Annotated in this window: 19 protein-coding genes; 9 read left to right on the forward strand and 10 right to left on the reverse strand. The window is 69.3% G+C overall.

All coding sequences use genetic code 11. The features are described from left to right. Positions 1–199 precede the first annotated feature (199 nt). Both ACFQU4_RS34685 and ACFQU4_RS34690 read left to right on the forward strand, forming a co-directional pair. Positions 200–931, forward strand: coding sequence for an SdrD B-like domain-containing protein (locus ACFQU4_RS34685; RefSeq protein ID WP_377501122.1), 732 nt, complete (start codon positions 200–202; stop codon positions 929–931). A gap of 345 nt (positions 932–1,276) precedes the next feature. After that, the gene (locus ACFQU4_RS34690) at positions 1,277–1,765 is read left to right on the forward strand and encodes a hypothetical protein (protein WP_377501124.1); all 489 of its coding nucleotides are present in this window, start codon (positions 1,277–1,279) and stop codon (positions 1,763–1,765) included. Positions 1,766–1,768: 3 nt separating this feature from the next. Here ACFQU4_RS34690 and ACFQU4_RS34695 read toward each other — a convergent pair whose 3' ends face one another. The 4 genes from ACFQU4_RS34695 to ACFQU4_RS34710 form a co-directional block, all read right to left on the reverse strand. Then, the gene (locus tag ACFQU4_RS34695; protein WP_377501126.1) at positions 1,769–2,548 is read right to left on the reverse strand and encodes a response regulator transcription factor; all 780 of its coding nucleotides are present in this window, start codon (positions 2,546–2,548) and stop codon (positions 1,769–1,771) included. Positions 2,549–2,595: 47 nt separating this feature from the next. Next, a complete protein-coding gene (locus tag ACFQU4_RS34700; RefSeq protein ID WP_377501128.1) occupies positions 2,596–3,147 on the reverse strand; it encodes a hypothetical protein in 552 nt (183 codons plus the stop codon). Positions 3,148–3,159: 12 nt separating this feature from the next. Next, positions 3,160–3,702 (reverse strand): pyruvoyl-dependent arginine decarboxylase, encoded by a 543-nt coding sequence (locus ACFQU4_RS34705; protein WP_377501130.1) that lies wholly within the window; start codon positions 3,700–3,702, stop codon positions 3,160–3,162. Between the two features lie 129 nt (positions 3,703–3,831). Then, positions 3,832–6,834 (reverse strand): ATP-binding protein, encoded by a 3,003-nt coding sequence (locus ACFQU4_RS34710; protein ID WP_377501132.1) that lies wholly within the window; start codon positions 6,832–6,834, stop codon positions 3,832–3,834. A gap of 337 nt (positions 6,835–7,171) precedes the next feature. Here ACFQU4_RS34710 and ACFQU4_RS34715 point away from each other — a divergent pair, with 337 nt between their 5' ends. Beyond that, positions 7,172–7,552: a response regulator gene (locus ACFQU4_RS34715; protein ID WP_377501134.1), complete on the forward strand. Its 381-nt coding sequence runs from the start codon at positions 7,172–7,174 to the stop codon at positions 7,550–7,552. After that, complete coding sequence (locus tag ACFQU4_RS34720; RefSeq protein ID WP_377501136.1) at positions 7,549–7,875, forward strand: Hpt domain-containing protein; 327 nt, start codon at positions 7,549–7,551, stop codon at positions 7,873–7,875. The genes ACFQU4_RS34715 and ACFQU4_RS34720 overlap by 4 nt, the downstream gene beginning before the upstream one ends. On the opposite strand, the gene ACFQU4_RS34725 is transcribed toward ACFQU4_RS34720, so the two are convergent. The 3 genes from ACFQU4_RS34725 to ACFQU4_RS34735 all read right to left on the reverse strand — a co-directional run bounded on the left by ACFQU4_RS34725 (position 7,876) and on the right by ACFQU4_RS34735 (position 10,199). Further along, on the reverse strand, positions 7,876–8,742 hold the full coding sequence (locus tag ACFQU4_RS34725; RefSeq protein WP_377501138.1) for a 50S ribosomal protein L11 methyltransferase: 867 nt from the start codon (positions 8,740–8,742) through the stop codon (positions 7,876–7,878). Between the two features lie 44 nt (positions 8,743–8,786). After that, positions 8,787–9,323: a SixA phosphatase family protein gene (locus tag ACFQU4_RS34730; RefSeq protein WP_377501140.1), complete on the reverse strand. Its 537-nt coding sequence runs from the start codon at positions 9,321–9,323 to the stop codon at positions 8,787–8,789. 84 nt (positions 9,324–9,407) lie between these two features. Then, entirely contained in the window at positions 9,408–10,199 is a 792-nt protein-coding gene (locus ACFQU4_RS34735) for an RDD family protein (RefSeq protein ID WP_377501142.1), read from the reverse strand. A gap of 58 nt (positions 10,200–10,257) precedes the next feature. Between ACFQU4_RS34735 and ACFQU4_RS34740 the strand changes: the two genes are divergently transcribed. After that, positions 10,258–11,259 carry a stage II sporulation protein M gene (locus tag ACFQU4_RS34740; protein ID WP_377501144.1) on the forward strand — a complete coding sequence of 334 codons (1,002 nt, stop codon included), beginning with the start codon at positions 10,258–10,260 and terminating at the stop codon, positions 11,257–11,259. 9 nt (positions 11,260–11,268) lie between these two features. On the opposite strand, the gene ACFQU4_RS34745 is transcribed toward ACFQU4_RS34740, so the two are convergent. Beyond that, complete coding sequence (locus ACFQU4_RS34745) at positions 11,269–11,532, reverse strand: DUF3039 domain-containing protein (RefSeq protein ID WP_377501146.1); 264 nt, start codon at positions 11,530–11,532, stop codon at positions 11,269–11,271. A gap of 81 nt (positions 11,533–11,613) precedes the next feature. Between ACFQU4_RS34745 and ACFQU4_RS34750 the strand changes: the two genes are divergently transcribed. The 4 genes from ACFQU4_RS34750 (at position 11,614) to ACFQU4_RS34765 (ending at position 16,748) form a co-directional block, all read left to right on the forward strand. Then, positions 11,614–13,047, forward strand: a complete 1,434-nt coding sequence (locus tag ACFQU4_RS34750; protein WP_377501148.1) for an MFS transporter — start codon at positions 11,614–11,616, stop codon at positions 13,045–13,047. Between the two features lie 163 nt (positions 13,048–13,210). Then, positions 13,211–14,944, forward strand: coding sequence for a DEAD/DEAH box helicase (locus ACFQU4_RS34755; RefSeq protein WP_377501280.1), 1,734 nt, complete (start codon positions 13,211–13,213; stop codon positions 14,942–14,944). A 229-nt stretch (positions 14,945–15,173) separates the two neighbouring features. Then, positions 15,174–15,695: a DUF664 domain-containing protein gene (locus tag ACFQU4_RS34760; RefSeq protein WP_377501150.1), complete on the forward strand. Its 522-nt coding sequence runs from the start codon at positions 15,174–15,176 to the stop codon at positions 15,693–15,695. 132 nt (positions 15,696–15,827) lie between these two features. Further along, positions 15,828–16,748, forward strand: coding sequence for an SDR family oxidoreductase (locus tag ACFQU4_RS34765; protein WP_377501152.1), 921 nt, complete (start codon positions 15,828–15,830; stop codon positions 16,746–16,748). Positions 16,749–16,817: 69 nt separating this feature from the next. On the opposite strand, the gene ACFQU4_RS34770 is transcribed toward ACFQU4_RS34765, so the two are convergent. Next, positions 16,818–17,252, reverse strand: coding sequence for a hypothetical protein (locus ACFQU4_RS34770; protein WP_377501154.1), 435 nt, complete (start codon positions 17,250–17,252; stop codon positions 16,818–16,820). 71 nt (positions 17,253–17,323) lie between these two features. Next, positions 17,324–17,938: a 5-formyltetrahydrofolate cyclo-ligase gene (locus ACFQU4_RS34775; protein WP_377501156.1), complete on the reverse strand. Its 615-nt coding sequence runs from the start codon at positions 17,936–17,938 to the stop codon at positions 17,324–17,326. Positions 17,939–17,977: the final 39 nt, after the last annotated feature.

The raw sequence follows: 17,977 nt of genomic DNA on the forward strand, positions 1-17,977 counted from the left end.
GGGGTCTGATCAAACCGGCATGCGGGGACCGAATGCCAGCTGGATCACTCGGGGAGGTGGCTCTGCCACGCCCCGGGCCGACTCGACAGGACGGGGTATGAACCAGGCGCTCTCAGGCGGAAACGCCCGACCCGCGCTGACGCGAACCCTCCGACGAGGCTCCCTCGCGGTGTTGGCCTCCACAGTTCTCTGCTGCGGCGTGACCGCCGCACTGCCTGCCGCCGCCGATCCGGGCGGTTCGGCCGGAATCAAGGGTTACGTGTACGCGGACGCCGGCAACGACGGCTATTTCGACGTCAACGACACTCCGCTCGCCGGAGTCGGGATCACCCTCGAATCGGGCGGCGTCAAGGTGACCACGACGACCACCGACGAGTCCGGCCTGTTCGCGTTCGAGGGGCTCCAGCCGGGAACGTACCGGCTGTTGGAGCACCAGCCGAAGGCGTACCGGGACGGTGTCGAGGCCGCCGGCAACGGCGCGGTGCTGGTCGACAACGACACCATCGAGGTCGTCGTCGCCAAGGACGAGGTGTCCAGCGGCAACCTGTTCGCTGAGGTGCCGGCCGAGCCCGGCGTGACGAATCCCGACTTCCCGGTCACGGTCTCCGGCCAGACGCTGGTCTTCGACCCGCTGGCCAACGACGGCGTCCTGGACGGCGACTCCGGCTTCGATCCCGCCTCGGTGCGGCTGCTCAACCCGCTGACCGGGCTGCCCGTGTCCGAGTTCGAGGTGCCCGGACAGGCGAGCTACCGGGTGCTCGAGGACGGCCGGATCGAGGTCGTACCGGTGCTCGGGTTCGTCGGCTGGGTGACCGAGGTCGGCTACGAGGCGAAGACGTTCGACGGTCGGCATTCGACCTCGGTGATCGGCCTCGAGGTACGCCAGCGGCTGACTTCCGGCCCTACCGGACGGCAGCTCGGGCCCTCCTGAGCGCCCCGAACCGGTCCACCGGTTCTTGATCGAATCTTGAGACGCCGCTGAGCCAAAACGAGCCGGTCACTGAATCCTCTGGTCCAAGATGATTCATGTCGGGCCGGGTGTGGCCGGCGTCGTAGACCCGCAGCTATGACGTGCCTGTTGCCGCCCCGGCCTGACCATGTCTATCAAGGTCGGATGCCTGATCTTCAAGGTCAGCGGTTCAGCGAGGGAGAAGGTGTCCCAGACCCCATCGTCACCGCACTGGTCCGGCCGTCACGTACGCGCCGGACATCAGGACACGACGGGACCATGGCAAGCCGCAGACTACGGGCCGGTGATTCGACCATGAGCAGCGCCATGGAACCCGAGCCCCTGTCTCCGCCGGCCGTTCCGGCGAAACCGCTGGCCAAGCCGCGTCGCGCCAACAAGGACCGCACCGCCGATGCGGCCGTGCCGGGTCCCGCGAAGCCTCGCCGGGCCAGGTCCGACGCCGGTTCCGGTCCCGCCCTGGTCGAGCTGACCAAAGAGGTCGGCGGCGACACGGCCGTGGTCTGGCAGTTCGTCAGCGACTATCTCGACCTGCTCGAGCATCGGGTCACGGCCGTGACCTCAGCGGTCTCGGCCGGGAACGCCGAACGCGCCGAGGTCGCCCTGCTCAGCTTGGAGAGCACCAGCCTGATGGTCGGTGCCGACGCGATCGTCCGGGCGGTGCGACCGATCCGGGCCGCCGTCAGCGGAATCGACTTCGGTGTCGCGCGGTCGAAACTGCCCGCACTGCGCCGGGCGCAGTCGACCGACCGGGGCCGGCTGGAACGGGCCAGGGCCGCGCACGACTCCGATCGCTGATCGCTACTGCGCCTGCCGGGTCGCCAGCCGATAGCCGACACCGCGCACGGTCTCGATGAACCGCGGGGCGTTGACCGGGTCGTTGAGCTTGCGCCGGACGTTGGCCAGATGCACCTCGACGGCGCGGCGGTCGGACTCACTGACGTAGCCGCCGGTGCTGTGGTCGCCGCGCAGTTCCAGCGACAGCGTGTCCTTGGAGACGACCCGGCGCTTGCCGTTCATGATCGCCTGCAGCAGATCGAATTCGCTCCGGGTCAACGTCACCGACGAGCCGTCCAGCTCGCACAGCCGCATCTCCGGATGGATCCGCAGGCCGTTGTGGCTCAGCCAGCCGTCGCCGGTCGGCTCGGTCTCTTCCGGAGCGCCGGGCTCACCGGCCGGACGATCGCCAGGGACGGTGCCGTCCGCGGCGTACAGGTTGCGGCGCCGCATCATCGCCTCGACCCGGGCCCGCAGCTCTCGCGGCCGGAACGGCTTGGTCAGGTAGTCGTCCGCTCCCGCGTCCAGCCCCATCAACGTGTCCACCTCTTCGGTGCGAGCGGACAAGATGATGATGTAGGTGTCACTGAAGTGTCGGATCTGGCGCGCGACCTCGAAGCCGTCGATACCGGGCAGGCTGATATCCAGGGTCGTCAGTATCGGCTGATGGTCCCGTACCGCAGCGACGCCGTCCGCTCCTTCCGACACGGCATGCGTCGTGAATCCCGCCTGGGCGAGGATGGCCTCAAGCAGGTTTCTGATATCGGCGTCGTCCTCGATGATCACCGCCACGCGATCTGGCATGGCGGTAGCGTACCGAACCGGTTCGGCTCTGGTGCGGCGCCTGACCGTCAGCCCTGGTCGAGGTTGGCGAGGAAGTACGTCTGCTCGTCGATGACCTCGACCTCAGCGGGGGACTGGCGCTTGATGAATCGGGCCAGATTGTCCGCGTAGTTCATCTCGTCCCGATGGTAGGCACTGACGTCGTATCCACAGATTCCGCGGGCCTCGGCGATCGTGGAGATCGCCGAGGAGATCATCGCGACGTAGGCACCGGACTGGCGGCGGCTCGGCGCCGTCAGGGTGAACCCGAGATAAAAGATCGCGTTCCGCGCGGCGTGGTCCGGGAACCGGGCCGTGAAGTACTCCGGACTGATCCAGGGCACCGTGTCGAGGTGACGGGTCAGCGTGCTCAACCCGATCACTTCGGACCCGTCCCAGGCCACGTACTTGTCGACCCTGGGATCCGTCATCTCGGCCCGGAACTCCGTCTCGGTCAGCACCTGCCGGGCCGCCGAGCGAGTCAGCAGAGGTTCGAACGCGATCTGGTACAACCCCCAGAACTGATCGACGGTTGCGTCCGAAAGCTCGGCCTCGACGGTCACTCGGACGGATTGGGCCATCTGATGCCTCCGCTAGGGCTGGGTCAGGGTCTGGATGGAGTAGCTCGCGACGACAATGGCGCACACCGGGTGGTCCACGCAACGTGCCGAGCTGAGCATGCGCCCCTGGCGCGGGAAGTCGCCGACCCGGTTCCGGGTCAGATCCGCGAGGCTTGCCCTCAGGTCCCGCTCCACCAGTGCCTGCGAGATGCCGCTGTGCTCGACGAAGACGCCGGAGCCGGAGAGCTCGTTCTCGCCCTCCTCGCCCGGCACCGGCTCCACCTCGTCCCGCTGGGCCCAGGCCACACCGGCCCAGGCCTCCTCACCGGGGGTGCTGGCGTACGAGTCCGCGTACACGCAGTAGAGCACGTCTCCGATCCGGCCCTTCAACTGTTCCGGGCCTGCGACCTCGCGGATGACTCCCCTCGGCGGGATCACCGAGGAGAGCCGAACTAAGTTGAAGTCGGCGACGCCGGCGTCCCGTAACGCCGCGTCGAAAGCGGAGAGTCGAGTCAAGCCAATCCCCCGGCCGGCGCTAACCCTGATCTGGAGCGCGCCGACATTGCCCTGCGTCATGTCGTCCCTTCGCGGTTCCGCACGGCCGACTGCTTTCCCTTCGCAGGACGGCCTGTGAGCGTGCGGTGTTTTCCGGCCACATTCTCCCTTAGACAGTCGTCAAGTACCTCATTGGGAGATCATGATTGGTCATGGATTTGTGGTCGTAACGTCGAGCGCCCGGCGCGGGCGCGGTGCCTCCACCTCCTCGCCGTTGTCTCGATCCAATTCGGACGGATCCATCGGTGCCGCCCGGGCCGGTGTGCCGTAGCCGGCGTCCAGCAGTTCGATCACCGAATCCTCGAGTTGCTGCGCTGAGATCGGCGTTGTGGTGAGGAACACAGCCCGGCCGCCGGGCAGTGCAGCGTGGCCGTTGAGGTTGCCGTCGCCGGTGCCGTAGCCCACCACCGAGAGGCCCTGGGCGCCCCGCTGCCGCAGCACGGTCAGCAGGTCGCCGCCGGCTCCGTCCCGTAGCTCCAGGTCGATCACGACGACCGACGGGCTGGCGCGTTCGAAATAGCCGAGACCGCCGGAGACCGAGGGTGCCTGGTGCACGGTCAGTCCGCGGCGTTCCAGCAGGTTGGTGACGTCCGAGGCCAGGTCGTCGTCGTCCTCGACGACCAGCACCGTGTTCTCCGCCGGCTTGTCGGCCAGCACGGTCCGGACGGTATGGGCCAGTCGCTCCTCGTCGATCGGTTTCACCAGCCATCCCGCCACCCTCGCGGCGAGTTCCGGGCTGCCCGCCGGGCTGAGACCCGAGACGACGACGACCGGCAGGTTGCGGGTCGCGCTGTGCCGGCCAAGGGCGGCGATCACATCGGCTCCGGACGTCCCGGGCATCGCCAGGTCGAGAACGACCGCGTCCAGCGGAGCGGTGAGCGCGCGCTCGATCGCCTGCTGTCCGTCGGTGACGCCGATGGCCCGGTAGCCGCGGGCCTCCAGCAGACGGCTCATCACCTCGACCGCGTAATCGTCGTCGTCGCAGACCAGAACGGTCGGATGGTCCTCCTGGCCCACCGCCACGGAACGCTCGGCCCGGGGGAGGGTGAAGGTGAAGACGGTGCCGCGGTCCGGGTCGCTGCGGGCCCAGATCCGGCCGCCGAGCCGCTCCACGATGCTGCGGCTGATCGCGAGACCGAGACCGCTGCCACCCTTCTCCCTGGAGTCCGACGAGTCGACCTGCTCGAACCGGTTGAAGATGGTGTCCAGTTTGTCCGGCGGGATCCCGCGGCCGTGGTCGGTGATGCTGAACTCCACGAAGCCGCCGCGCGGCACCGCGGCGATCAGTACCTCGTCGCCGGGCTTGGAGAACTTCACCGCGTTGCTGATCAGGTTGATCAAGGCCTGCAGCACCCGGTCCGCGTCGGCGACGACGGTGCCCTCGGCCCGCCCGATCCGGAGCCGGACCTTCGCCTCAGCGGCGACCAGGTCGACCTGCCGGATGGCGGAGGCGATCAACTCCGGGGCGTGGTGTTCGTCGAGTTCCATCGGAATGGTGCCGGACTCGAACCGCTCGATGTCCAGGATGTCGTTGATCAGCCGGGTCAGCCGTTCGCAGCTCTGCTGGGCGATGGTGATCAACTGCCCGGCTCGTTCCGGCAGGTCGCCCAGCGCGCCGCCGGCCAGCAGTCCGAGCGAGCCGCGGATCGAAGTCAGCGGGGTCCGCAGTTCGTGGCTCACCATGGAGACGAACTCGTTCTTGATCCGGTCCACCTCGCGCCGCTGGGTGATGTCGCGGAACACGACGACGGCGCCGCGGGTGGACGCGGCCTGGCCGTTCGGCGAGGCGCCGCCGATGGTCAGCGGGGTTGCCGTCACCTCAACCGGGATGTGCCGGCCGTCGGCGCGGACATAGGTGTCCTCCTCCGCCATCGCGGCGAAGCCGTCCCGGACCGCCTCGGTGACGTAGCACTGGCTCTCCGAGGTCCGGGTGCCGTCGGGATGGGGCGCATGGAAGGTACGGTGCGCGCTGCGGCCGATCAGCTCGGCCGGCGGATAGCCGAGCACCCGGGCGGCCGCCGGGTTGAGGAACGTGATCCGGCCACTGGTGTCCACACCGTAGATGCCGTCGCCCACCGACTTCAGCAGCAGTTCGCTCTGCTCGGTCAACCGGCGCAGATCCCGGGTTCGTTCCGCGACCCGCCGTTCCAGATCTCGACGGAGGGCGTGGTTGTCGATGATCAACAGGATCTGCCGGGCGGCGACGGCGACCAGGACGACCAGCCAGAGCGCGTTCGTCACCGGGTTGACCGGTCCGAGCTGTCCGACGAACGCGGCCGCGATGAAGATCGCGAACATGATCACGGTGCCCGCGACCGGAGACGCTTCGCGCGGAGTGGCGTGCGTTGTCGGCAGCGCCGCCGCGGGATGGCGGGCGGCCAGCGCGATCAGGGCGTAGCCACTGATCCAGCCAAGATCGACAATCGATCCGAAGGTGAAGGTCTGCTGGGCGCTGAGCAGGGCAAAGGTGAGGTCTGACGTTGCGTACAAGGCGAAGCCGAGACCGACCAGGATCAGCGACGGGCGGTCGGTGCCGCTGCTGCGCATGATCAACAACACGGCCAGGGTTGCCACGACCACGTCGGCGATCGGGATCACCAGCACACCGATGTCGGTGGGCATCGCCATCGAGCGGGTACTCAGCAGCGGCGGGTAGACCACGACGGCGGTGAAGAACAGGATCGAGCCGCCGACGACCACGCCGTCCAGCACCATGCGTGCGAGGTCGGTGCCGCGACGCCGGGAGGGCGGGAAGCTGATCATGGCCAGGATGCCGAACACCACGCCGATGGCCAGCCCGAGGGTGCCGATCTCGGTAGTGGTCCTGGTGCTGTCCAGCGACTCGACCAACTCGTACAGGTTCGCCGCGGCACAGATCACGCCGGCCAGGGCCAGCATCAGCCAGGCGCGGGATCGTCGTTCCCGTACGTTGCGGATGCGGTGGCCGGCGCTCAGGCCGACGACCAGCCCACCGGCGGACAGGAGCAGCTGGCCACTGAATTCGCGGGTCGACTGGGGCAGCGGACTGACCAGTACCGCAAGTTCGGCGAGCAGGCAGACGGCGGCAAGTACGCACCAGGCGATGAACCGCCGGTAAGCTCGGGTGCGGGACTGCCGGGAGTTCGATCCGGGGTCCCCAGCCGACTCCGTCATGCAGAGGACGCTATCACCGGGAGCCGCCCGACACCCGGGTGTATCAGCCCCGGGTAGGCGCTCTCCCTGCCCCTCGGCGGACGGCGAAGACTCGGCCCCGCCCCGCATGCCAGGCTTCATAACGCTACGATGACGACCGACTGTGAAATCTGCGGGCAGGTCAATCGGTCGTGATTCCCGGGGCTGGGGCATCGCGGTCGTCGGGGGGATGGCGCGCGCTCGCGCATCGGCTCCCCGGCAGTAGGGCGACTGAACGGGGCGGTTGGAGGGCGGACCTGTGAATGAAGCGGATGAATCGAAGAGGTCTGCGTACCGTCGTCGCCTTGAAGGCTGACGTATGACGGAGCGTCACATCCTGGTCGTCGACGACGACAGCTCGATTCGTGAGGTCGCCCATCTCGCCCTCGAGCTGGTCGGCGGCTGGCGGGTGACCACGGCAAGCTCCGGCACCGAAGGGTGGCAGCTCGCCGTCGCCGAGCGTCCGGACGCGATGCTGCTCGACGTCATGATGCCGGGTATGGACGGGCCGACCGCTCTGCGCGAGCTCCGGGAACACGAGGAGACCCGCGAACTCCCGGTCATCTTTCTGACCGCGAAGCTCGGCGGGTTCGATTCCCGGCTCCCGGACGACGGGGACCCGGTCGGTGTGATCGCGAAGCCTTTCGACCCGATGACGCTCGCCGACGAGGTCGCGGCGTTGCTGGGATGGGCGCGATGACCGATTTCTCCGATGTTCCGTCGCCGTCGCCCGAAGCGGTGTTCGACTCGATCAGCGCTCAGGCGCAGGAGACCAATCGGATCCGGGTCGACGCGCTGGCCGCCCTGATCGTGCGCTCCGACCCGACCGGACTCAGCGAGGACGACCGACGGCAGGCCAAGGATCTGGCGCACCAGATCGCCGGGTCGGCGGGGACCTTCGGATTCGATCTTGCCTCCGAGGTGGCCCGGCAGGTGGAGCACCTGTTGTTGCGGGAGCCCGACGCCGCGCAACTCGCCGAACTCGAGCTGCGGGTCGCCGAGCTGCGCTCGGCGCTGGACTGATCAGGCCGGGTCGACCCAGTCCAACCGCAGGCTCGACAGGCCGGCCGCCATCACGTACCGGACTCGGAGGGCCGACGCCGCGGTCGGCGGCGGATCGAGCGGAATGATCTTCGGGCCGTTCAGGGACGGGAAGTCGGTGTGCACCGAACCGTCCGGCAGCTGCAACTCCCCGGTGAGGCGGAGCGCTCCGACGCCGCCGGGACCGGTGGGCAGGTCGTCCGGGAAGCGGAGCAGGGTGTCCACCTCCGGCTCGATCGGGTCGGTTCCGAAGCTGCCGCTCCAGATCGCCTGCCGCTCGGTCAAGGGCTCGACGGTCCGGGTGCCCCACCGTTGCGGCGAGTCGTCGTAGAAGGACCACTCGTGGCCGACCGCGTCGATCACGAAGCCGTGGAATTCGCGGTCGATCCGCACCAGTTCGCCGTACGTCGTGTAGGCCGCCGGGAAGATCCGGGTCTGCGGACCGAGCACACCGCGCCGGAGCAACTCGTTGTACACCTCGACCACCGACTCGTCGAGCAACGCGGTCTCGATCAACTCGATCAGGGCGACGTCGACCGGGCGGTCGAACGTCCGCACATCGCCGCCGATCACCTCGATCACGTCGGAGTAGTCATTGAGCCGGACGGTCCGCTCCAGGTTGCGGGCCAGGACCGGCTCGGCCTCGATGGCGTACACCCGGCCGGCGCCGGCGCGCGCTGCGAAGAGGGAAAGAATCCCGGTGCCGGCACCCGCATCGAGGACGACGTCGCCCGGCTGCACCACCTTCTCGATCATGGCTCCGAGCGCCGCGGTACGAACCTCGTCCCGCAGACACATGTACGGAAAATCCGTCCCCGACCAGAACTCTGCCGAACCGCCCTCAGTCATGGCGCCAAGTCTCTCAGGACCGGATCGCTCGTGCTCCACGCGTCTCAGTCGGAGCCGCGCGGGACGACGAAGTCGGAGAGTTCGGCGGTGCCGGGCTGGACGTCGGCCCAATCGTGGTCGCAGTGCAGGATGGCGAGGCCGCTGGTCGGGAACTTCGCCTCCAGCCGGGTCCAGGCCTTCTTCTTGCCGCGCCGCCCGGCGAGCAGGCGGACCAGGTCGGGGATGCCGGGGGAGTGGCCGATCAGCAGGACGGTCTCGGCGTCCTCGGGCAGTCGGCGGACGAGTTTGACCAGGGCGCCTGACCAGGCCTCGTAGATCCGGTCGTCGTAGCGGACGTCCCGCGCGACGGCGCCGCCGACGACGGCACGTTCCCAGGTCTGCCGGGCGCGGGTCGCGGTCGAGCTGATCACGACGTCGGGCTTGTAGCCGTTGCCGGTCAGGAACTCGCCGATCGCGACACCGTCGCGCCGTCCGCGCCCGGACAGCGGCCGGTCGTGGTCGTCGACATCGAGGCCCCATTTGGACTTCGCGTGCCGGGCCAGCAGCAGTGTGCGCCGAGGCGGGTCGTTCGGCGAGGTCATGATTCGAGATTAGGTGCGAAAAGCGAGCCGAAGGTTACGTGGAGACATCCGGCAGGTGGCCGCTGGCTCAGCGTACGCGCAGCATCATCGCCAGCCATCCGGCAGTTCGGCGGCGGTCGGCACCCAGCCGCCGTCGGTCAGCCGGCGCTGTTCGCGGTCCCGCCGTTCGGCGATCACGGCGGCCAGGAAATCCCGGGCCGGCAGTGCGACGGGCGGCGCCGGCGCGGTCCGGAGGGCGACCTGGCGGGCGAGTTCCTGGGCCAGCTGCTCCTTCGGGTACGGAAGCAGGCCGTCATGGCGCTGCACCAACTGCCGGGACGCGGTGACCAGCTCGTCGGACAGGCCGCTCAGCTGCAGTTGCGACGTCCAGCCGGCCAGCTCAGCCGGCACCGGAGGGATCGGCTGCGGCCGCCGCGGCGACCGGACCCGGACCATCAGGGTGCCGGCGGCGAGGTCGCCGATCCGTTTCGACTGCGGATGGATGGAGGCGCAGACCAGCCCGCCGCAGAACCCGGTCCAGGGTGCGAAGTCGGCGAACCAGAACCCCATGGTGCGCAGCAGCGCCTGCCGGAACCTGATCGCGCCGCCGTCCTCGCGGACCACCCGCAGGCCGAGCGCCCAGCTGCCGAGGGTACGGCCGCGGGTCGCGGTCTCGCTGGCGATGGGGTACGCGAAGCCGAACACGATCGCGCCGATCATGGTCAGGGTCTGCTCGCGGTACGCGTACGAACCGGCGACGACCGAGATCACGTACCCGAACAGGGATGAGGCCAGCGAGATCACCGCGAGATCGACGACGGCGGCGAGCAGCATGCTCGGCACCCGGGCCGGGCGGAGATCGAGGACCACCGCGTCTCCGGTCACGATCTGGCTCACCCGGCCAGTCTGGCACGGCACGAGGCGCACGACACGGGATGCCAATACGCTGGCCGGCATGGACCTGGACTCCTACATCGTGCGGCACAGCCCGCAGTGGGACCGGTTGACCGAGCTGACCGAGCGTCCCGGCCGGCTGACCGGGGCGGAGGCCGACGAGCTGGTCGAGCTCTACCAGCGGGTGTCGACGCACCTCTCGGTGGTCCGCAGTACGGCCTCGGACGCGGTCCTGGAAGCCAGGTTGTCGGCGCTGGTGGCCCGCGCCCGGGCCGTCGTCACCGGGACGACGACACCGCTGTGGCGCTCCGTCGGACGATTCTTCACGACCGTCTTCCCGGCGGCCGTCTACCGGGCCCGCTGGTGGTGGGGGATCACCGCAGTGATCAATCTGATCATCGCCACCGTCGTCGCGTGGCGGGTGATCAACGTCCCCGGCCTCGGTGAGTCGCTGCTCGACGACGAGCAGGTGAAACAGCTCGTCGAGTACGACTTCGCCCAGTACTACTACGAGAACCCGGCCTTCGACTTCTTCCTGCACGTCTGGGTGAACAACGCCCGGGTGTCGGCGAGCTGCCTGCTGCTCGGGATCTTGATCGTTCCGGTGCTGATCTTGCTCTGGCAGAACATCTTCAACGTCGGCGCGATCGCCGGGTACATGATCGACGCGGGCCGGTCCGACATCTTCTGGGGGCTGCTGCTGCCGCACGGGATGCTCGAACTGACCGTGATCTTCGTCGCGGCCGGCGCCGGCCTGCGGCTCGGCTGGTGCTGGATCGCACCCGGTCGCCGGAGCCGGGCCCAGGCACTCGCCGAGGAGGGCCGGGCGGCCGGCGCGATCGCGCTCGGGCTGGCCCTGTGCCTGTTGATCTCGGGTCTGCTGGAGGGCTTCATCACGCCGTCGACGCTGCCGCCGTGGGCACGGCTGGCGATCGGCGGGCTGGCGCTCGCGGGCTTCCTCACGTACGTCTTCACGCTCGGCCGCTGGGCGGCGAACGCGGGCGAGACCGGCGACGTCGGCGGCGAGGAACTCATCGCCGAAGTGCCGGCCGAAGTGCCCTGACCGGCCGGCTCAGTCCTCGCCGGACGGGCCGTCGTCCCGCAGGCTCTCCCAGATCTCCTTGCACTCCGGGCAGACCGGGAACCGCTGCGGGTCGCGGCTGGGCACCCAGACCTTGCCGCACAGGGCCACCACCGGGGTGCCCATGACCATCGCCTCGGTCAGCTTGTCCTTCGGAACGTAATGCGAGAAGCGTTCGTGATCGCCTTCATCGGGCCGGAGGTCGGTCCGCTCATCGACGATCGTCTCCGCTCCTGGACTCAGTTGCTGGCTCACCCGCGTCAGTCTAGTGACTTGTTCGCCTGGTCCGGATAACCCGATTGACCTCAACAGGGGTCGAGGTGATGGGGTGTCCGGGTGAATGGTCCGGTGTCTCGTCGCGCGTTGGCCATCGGGTTGTGCACGGTGGTGGTGGCCGTGGCGTTCGAGTCGATCGCGGTCGCGACGGCGATGCCGGCGGCGGCTCAGGACCTGAACGGGATCTCGGTCTACGCCTGGGCCTTCTCCCTCTTCTTGATCGGCATGCTGCTGGCGACCGTCGTGGCGGGCCGGCTCTGCGACCGGATCGGCCCGGTCCGGCCGTTCCTGGGCGGCGTGCTGATCTTCGCCACCGGCCTCGTGGTCGCGGCGACCGCGGAGACCATGGCGCAGCTGGTCGGGGCGCGGCTGGTGCAGGGCCTGGGCGGCGGGGTGATGAACGTCGCCACGTTCGTCTGCATCGCCCAGGCCTTCGACGAGCGGTCCCGGCCACGGATGTTCTCGTACATCTCGACGGCGTGGGTGGTGCCGTCCTTCGTCGGCCCGCCGATCTCGGCCTGGCTGACCCACCAGCTGAGCTGGCACTGGGTGTTCTGGAGCGTGCTGCCGCTGGTCGGCATCGGTACGGCGATCGTGCTGCCGTCGTTGCTCCGGCTGCACCGGTCGCGCGTCGCCGAACCACGCCCGGAGTCGAGCGAAGGGCAGCAGGAGAACCGGCCGGCGCCGTTGTGGGCGGCCGGGGTGGTCGCGCTCGCTGCGGCGGCGATCCAGCTCGCCGGCCAGCGACTGGACCTGATCGCGGTCGGGCTCGCCGTCGCCGGCCTGGTCGGCCTCGCGATCGCGCTACCGCCGCTGATGCCGCCGGGATTCCTCCGGCTGCGGCGCGGGCTGCCGATGGTGATCATGAGCCGGGCCCTGCTGCCGGGTGCGTTCTTCGGCGCCGAGGTCTTCGTACCGCTGATGCTGGTGGAGCAACGCGGCATCCCGCTGCTCCTGGCCGGCGCCGTGCTGACCTGCGGCGCGGTCGGCTGGACCACCGGCGCCTGGATCCAGTCCCGGGACCGGATCGAGTTGCCCCGGTCGCGGCTGATCCTGATCGGTACCTGCTGCGTCACCGCCGGCCTGGTGCTGGTCGCGGCGACCGCGCTGCTGCCGTGGCTCTGGGTCGGGCTGGTCGCGGTCGGCTGGGTGATCGGCGGATTCGGGATGGGGCTCGGCATCGCGTCCACCTCGATCGCGGCGATGTCGCTCGCCCCGGACGACCAGCAGGGCCGGATCGCGTCGTCGCTACAGCTGGGCGATTCGCTCGGCGCGGCCCTGTTCGCGGGAGTCAGCGGGTCCATCTTCGCCGCGCTGCACGGCACCGGCGACCAGGTGCTGACCTTCGGCGCGGTGATGACCGCCATGGTGGCGGTCGGCCTGCTCGGCGTCGGCGCAGCCTCCCGGATCTCGGCTGGGAGGGCACTGAAGGATCCTGACCTACCGAGCGGCGCCCAGGCACGCACCCGGCTGCGTTGTCGTCGTCGTCCGTAGAACACCGCTACGACCTCCTCCTCCGCCTTGCCGGGCACGCACCTGGACACCGCTCGCCACGGCCAGGATCCTTCAGCACCCTCCCCGCGACACCTCCCGTCCGGTCGCTGAGCCGTCACCGGGAGTCACTACAATCTTGCCAGTGACTGCCGGACAACCCGATATCAAGACCACTGGTCTTCCACCGGCGTTCCCGGATCGGGCGGCATGGGGCACGGCGACCAAGCTGCGGGCCTGGCAGGCGGCGGCGCTGACGCAGTATTTCGACACCCACCCCAAGGACTTCCTGGCGACGGCCACGCCGGGCGCCGGCAAGACGTCCTTCGCCCTCACCCTGGCCGCGAACCTGCTGGACCGGCGGGTCATCGACCGGATCATCATCGTCGCGCCGACCGAGCACCTGAAGACGCAGTGGGCCGAGGCCGCGCACAAGATCAACATCGGGATCGATCCGAACTTCGGGGTCAAGCAGGGCAAGACCAGTCGCGACTTCGTCGGCATCGCGCTCACCTATGCCGGTGTGGCGCAGAACACGTTGGGCCTGCGGATCCGTACCGAGGGCTTCAAGACGTTGGTGATCTTGGACGAGGTGCACCACGCCGGCGACGCGCTGAGCTGGGGCGAGGCGGTACGGGAAGCGTTCGAGCCGGCCACCCGGCGGCTGATGCTGACCGGGACGCCGTTCCGTTCCGACGCCAACCCGATCCCGTTCGTCACCTACGAGCCGGAGGCAGGCGGCGGGATGCGGTCCCGGCCCGACTATTCCTACGGGTACGGGCAGGCGCTCGCCGACTCCATCGTCCGGCCGGTGCTCTTCCTGGCCTACTCGGGTGATCTGCACTGGCGGACCAGCGCGGGCGACGAGGTTGCGGCCCGGCTCGGCGAGCCGATGACCCGGGACCTGGCCGGCCAGGCGCTGCGGACCGCGCTGGATCCGCAGGGCGCCTGGATCCCGGCCGTGCTCAAGGCCGCCGACACCCGGCTCTCCGAGGTGCGCAGTCACGTGCCGGACGCCGGCGGGCTGGTGATCGCGACCGACCAGAACTCGGCGCGGGCGTACGCCGACCTGCTGCACGCGATCACCAAACGCAAGCCGACGCTGGTGCTCAGCGACGACCCGCAGGCCAGCAAGAAGATCACCAAGTTCGCCGACAGTGACGACCGCTGGATGGTCGCCGTGCGGATGGTGTCGGAGGGCGTCGACGTGCCGCGGCTCGCGGTCGGGGTGTACGCGACGTCCACCGCGACCCCGCTCTTCTTCGCCCAGGCCGTCGGCCGCTTCGTCCGGGCCCGGGCCCGGGGCGAGACCGCGTCGGTGTTCCTGCCCAGCGTGCCCAACCTGCTCGGCTTCGCCGCCGAGCTGGAACGGGAACGTGATCACATCCTGAAGGCGCCGGCCACCCCGGACGAGGCTCAGCTGCTGGCCGAGGCGGAGCGGACCGAGACCGAACCGGACGGCGACGACGACGATGAACACGGCGGCTTCGCGGCGCTGGAGAGCAATGCCGACTTCGACCGGGTCGTCTTCGACGGCGCCGACTTCGGGCTGGCTGCGCAGACCGGCAGCGAGGAGGAGCAGGACTATCTGGGGCTGCCCGGTCTGCTCGAACCCGATCAGGTACGGGAGTTGCTGCGCCGCCGGCAGGCCGAGCAGGTGGCCCGCGGGCCCCGGGTCGTTGCGCCGGAGCAGAGCGCGCACGCCCGGCTGCGCGAGCTGCGCAAGGAACTGAACGGGCTGGTCGCCGCCTGGCACCACCGGACCAACCGGCCGCACGGCGTGATCCACACCGAACTGCGCAACGCCTGCGGCGGACCGCCGAGCGCGATCGCTAGTGCGGACGAGCTGCAGCAGCGGATCGACATGATCCGGGACTGGGCGATCACCGGCCGGAGTTGATCAAGGTCGGGCCGCAGCCCGCCGAGGTGATCTTGTCGGTGGTGGTGGCCGGACTAGTGGTGGGTAAGGCAGGAAACTTGGCGTTTGCCGGTGTCCAGGTGCGTGCAGCGCAAGGCCGACGAGGAAGGGATACCGGGTTGTATCGCGACTGAGGAGAACGCAGCGATGTGCGTGCCTGGGCGCCGGCAAACGTCGAGGTTCCTGCCTTACCCATCACTAGAGTCGGAACATGGATGATCTGCAGCTGACCAAGGCACAACTCGTTGATCATTTCGGCCGGATCCGAGAGCTCGTCACCGGGCTCACCGACGGTCTGACCGAGCAGGTCGCGACGTACCGGATCGATCCCGACGCCAACACGGTCGCCTGGCTGCTCTGGCACCAGACCCGGGTCCATGATGATCATGTCGCGGACCTGGCCGGCACCGAGCAGGTCTGGCCGCGCTGGCGGGACCGGTTCGGGCTCCCGTTCGAACCCGAGGCGACCGGCTACGCCCAGAGCAGTGCCGATGTCGCGGCGGTACGGGTGCCGGCCGACCTGCTGGCCGACTATGACGCCGAGGTGCACGCCGCCACCGCCGGCTATCTGGACCGGCTCACCGCCGACGAGCTCGGCCGGGTGGTGGACACCCATTGGGATCCTCCGGTCACCGTCGCGGTGCGCCTGGTCAGCGTGATCGGCGACTGCCTGCAACATCTCGGCCAGGCCGCCCTGATCCGCGGTTCGGCGACGCGCGCCGGGGTGTCCTGACGCCTGATCATTCCGCCGTCCGGAGAGAACGAGGTCTCCGGGGTCGGTGATCCGGCGCCAGGCTCTCTGGCCGGATTGTCAGTGGCTCGGCTTAGGGTCCTGGACGCTGACTGAACCGAGGAGGCGTTTCGCATGGGGGCACTCACTGGGCAGGTCGCGGTCGTGGCCGGAGCGACCCGGGGCGCGGGGCGCGGCATCGCCTGCGCTCTGGGCGAAGCCGGCGCGACCGTCTACTGCACCGGCCGGACCGTCCGCGGTCGGCCGTCCACGTTCGGTCGGCAGGAGACCGTGGAGGAGACGGCCGAGCTCGTCGATGCGGCCGGCGGTACGGGCATCGCGGTGCGGGTCGACCACACGGAACCGGACCGGGTGCGAGAACTCTTCGACCGGGTCGACTCCGAACAGGGTCGGCTGGATGTCCTGGTGAACGACCTGTCGGGCAACGACCAGCTCGATTTCGGCATGTTCAGCGATCGGGCGCGGCGACCGTTCTGGGAGAACGACCCGGGGACCGACCTCAAGGCCCTCGACGTCGGCATCGGGGCCCACTTCACGACCAGCCACTTCGCGGCCCGGCTGATGATCAGACGCCACCGTGGCTTGATCGTGGAGATCGGGGACGGGAACTTCGTCGGCTACAACAACGCCGGGGTCGCCTACAGCCTGATGCGGACCTCGGAAGTCGTCCTGGCCCACCTGATGGCCGAGGAACTCCGGCCGTACCAGGTCGCGGCGGTCTCCCTCACCCCCGGCTTCCTGCGGTCCGAGCAGATGCTGGAGGCGTTCTCGGTCAGCGAGGACAACTGGCGCGATGCCGTCACGCCGGGCTCGGACTTCGGCAATTCCGAATCGCCGCTCTACGTCGGGCGCGCGGTCGTCGCGCTGGCCGGCGATCCGCACGTGATGGCGCGAACCGGCCACGCGCTCAGCGCGGGATACCTGGCTCGGGAGTACGGGTTCACCGATGCCGACGGCAGCCAGCCGCCTGGCTACCGGGCCGAGAGTCGGTTCGAAGAGGGACTGTTCGCCTTCTACAACGGTGAATCTGGGTGATCGGCCTGGGCTGCGACCCGGATTGTGGAACTTCCACGGCATCAGACGCGGCGCTGATTTCCACAGTCCTCAGGGCCGGACCACCTTGAAGCGGAACTCGGCAGGGTAGGAGCCGTCGGCTTTGATCGTCGCGGTGCCGGATCGGGTGTCGGCAGGGATCCGAACCACGGCCTTGAAGCCCATGTCCGGCCCTCCTGGCCTGTGCCGACCAAGACTTCGACTCTCGCCACCGGGAAGGGTCAGGGTCAGCTCCACGTCCGGGAGCGGCTTCAGCGGATCGTTGCCGCCGGTGTCGTTGCAGGTGCTGGTGTACCAGTGCCCGTACACCTCGACGGTCGCCCCGGGTCGGACGGTCGGGGGTGGCTTGTCCTGGCCTCGGCCCGGTGGCTGGTCGTCGAGATAAGGCGCCGCACAGCCGGCCTCCTCGCTCGTGTGGACACTTCCAACATCCCCACAAGCCACGAGGAGCGGTATCAGGATGATCAACCAGCAGACGCGCCTCATGAACAGATTGTCGGTGAGTCGAACGCGTCGAACCGGAAGATCGCCCCAAGGCAATCCGATCGTGACGGGACTCAGCAGTCGATCACGCGGGTCTGGGTGATGATCCGGCGGACCGGGCGGTCCCAGTCCTGGGCCGGCAGCTCGTTCAGCAGTTCGTCGTCGTTGATCAAGGTCCAGACCTCGGCGTCGCCGGGGAGTTCGGCGAGGGCCTGGTCGTACCAGCCGGCGCCACGGCCGAGTCGCTGCCCGGCCGGGTCGGCCGCCAGCGAGGGGCAGATGATCACTTCCGCTTCCCGTACCGCCTCGGCGCCGAGCACCTCGCCGGTCGGTTCGAGGATCGACTTGCGGCCGGTGCGCAGGGCGTCCGGGCCGGTGTACCAGGCCCAGGCCGGTACCCGCAGCAGGCCGCCGTCGCCGTCGGTGAGGACGGGCAGCAGGACCTCGACGCCCTGCGCGGCCAGCCAGGCGACCAGTTGCAGGGTGCCCGGTTCGGTGTCCGAGGACAGGTAGCAGGCCAACCGGTCCAGCGGCCCGCGGTCCAACAGCGTCTGCTGGATCAGGCCGAAGCGGGCCTCGTCGTTGGCGCGACGCTCGTCGTCCGACCGGGCGTCCCGGCGGAGCAGAACGGCGTTGCGCAGTACGGCCTTCGCGCCGTTGAGCGCCTCGACATCGCCAGCCTGGGACATCGCGCCAGTCTATGCAGAAGGCCCGGGCCGGTGGACTCG

Origin of the sequence: Microlunatus sp. GCM10028923 (assembly GCF_042666975.1) — a bacterium.
GTDB lineage: Bacteria > Actinomycetota > Actinomycetes > Propionibacteriales > Propionibacteriaceae > Microlunatus.

Bases quoted from the DNA above. Each gene is read 5' to 3' on its own strand.
- ACFQU4_RS34690 (WP_377501124.1), top strand. From the start codon at position 1,277: ATGGAACCCGAGCCCCTGTCTCCGCCGGCCGTTCCGGCGAAACCGCTG.
- ACFQU4_RS34695 (WP_377501126.1), bottom strand. From the start codon at position 2,548: ATGCCAGATCGCGTGGCGGTGATCATCGAGGACGACGCCGATATCAGA.
- ACFQU4_RS34700 (WP_377501128.1), bottom strand. From the start codon at position 3,147: ATGGCCCAATCCGTCCGAGTGACCGTCGAGGCCGAGCTTTCGGACGCA.
- ACFQU4_RS34705 (WP_377501130.1), bottom strand. From the start codon at position 3,702: ATGACGCAGGGCAATGTCGGCGCGCTCCAGATCAGGGTTAGCGCCGGC.
- ACFQU4_RS34710 (WP_377501132.1), bottom strand. From the start codon at position 6,834: ATGACGGAGTCGGCTGGGGACCCCGGATCGAACTCCCGGCAGTCCCGC.
- ACFQU4_RS34715 (WP_377501134.1), top strand. From the start codon at position 7,172: ATGACGGAGCGTCACATCCTGGTCGTCGACGACGACAGCTCGATTCGT.
- ACFQU4_RS34720 (WP_377501136.1), top strand. From the start codon at position 7,549: ATGACCGATTTCTCCGATGTTCCGTCGCCGTCGCCCGAAGCGGTGTTC.
- ACFQU4_RS34725 (WP_377501138.1), bottom strand. From the start codon at position 8,742: ATGACTGAGGGCGGTTCGGCAGAGTTCTGGTCGGGGACGGATTTTCCG.
- ACFQU4_RS34730 (WP_377501140.1), bottom strand. From the start codon at position 9,323: ATGACCTCGCCGAACGACCCGCCTCGGCGCACACTGCTGCTGGCCCGG.
- ACFQU4_RS34740 (WP_377501144.1), top strand. From the start codon at position 10,258: ATGGACCTGGACTCCTACATCGTGCGGCACAGCCCGCAGTGGGACCGG.
- ACFQU4_RS34760 (WP_377501150.1), top strand. From the start codon at position 15,174: ATGGATGATCTGCAGCTGACCAAGGCACAACTCGTTGATCATTTCGGC.
- ACFQU4_RS34765 (WP_377501152.1), top strand. From the start codon at position 15,828: ATGGGGGCACTCACTGGGCAGGTCGCGGTCGTGGCCGGAGCGACCCGG.
- ACFQU4_RS34770 (WP_377501154.1), bottom strand. From the start codon at position 17,252: ATGAGGCGCGTCTGCTGGTTGATCATCCTGATACCGCTCCTCGTGGCT.
- ACFQU4_RS34775 (WP_377501156.1), bottom strand. From the start codon at position 17,938: ATGTCCCAGGCTGGCGATGTCGAGGCGCTCAACGGCGCGAAGGCCGTA.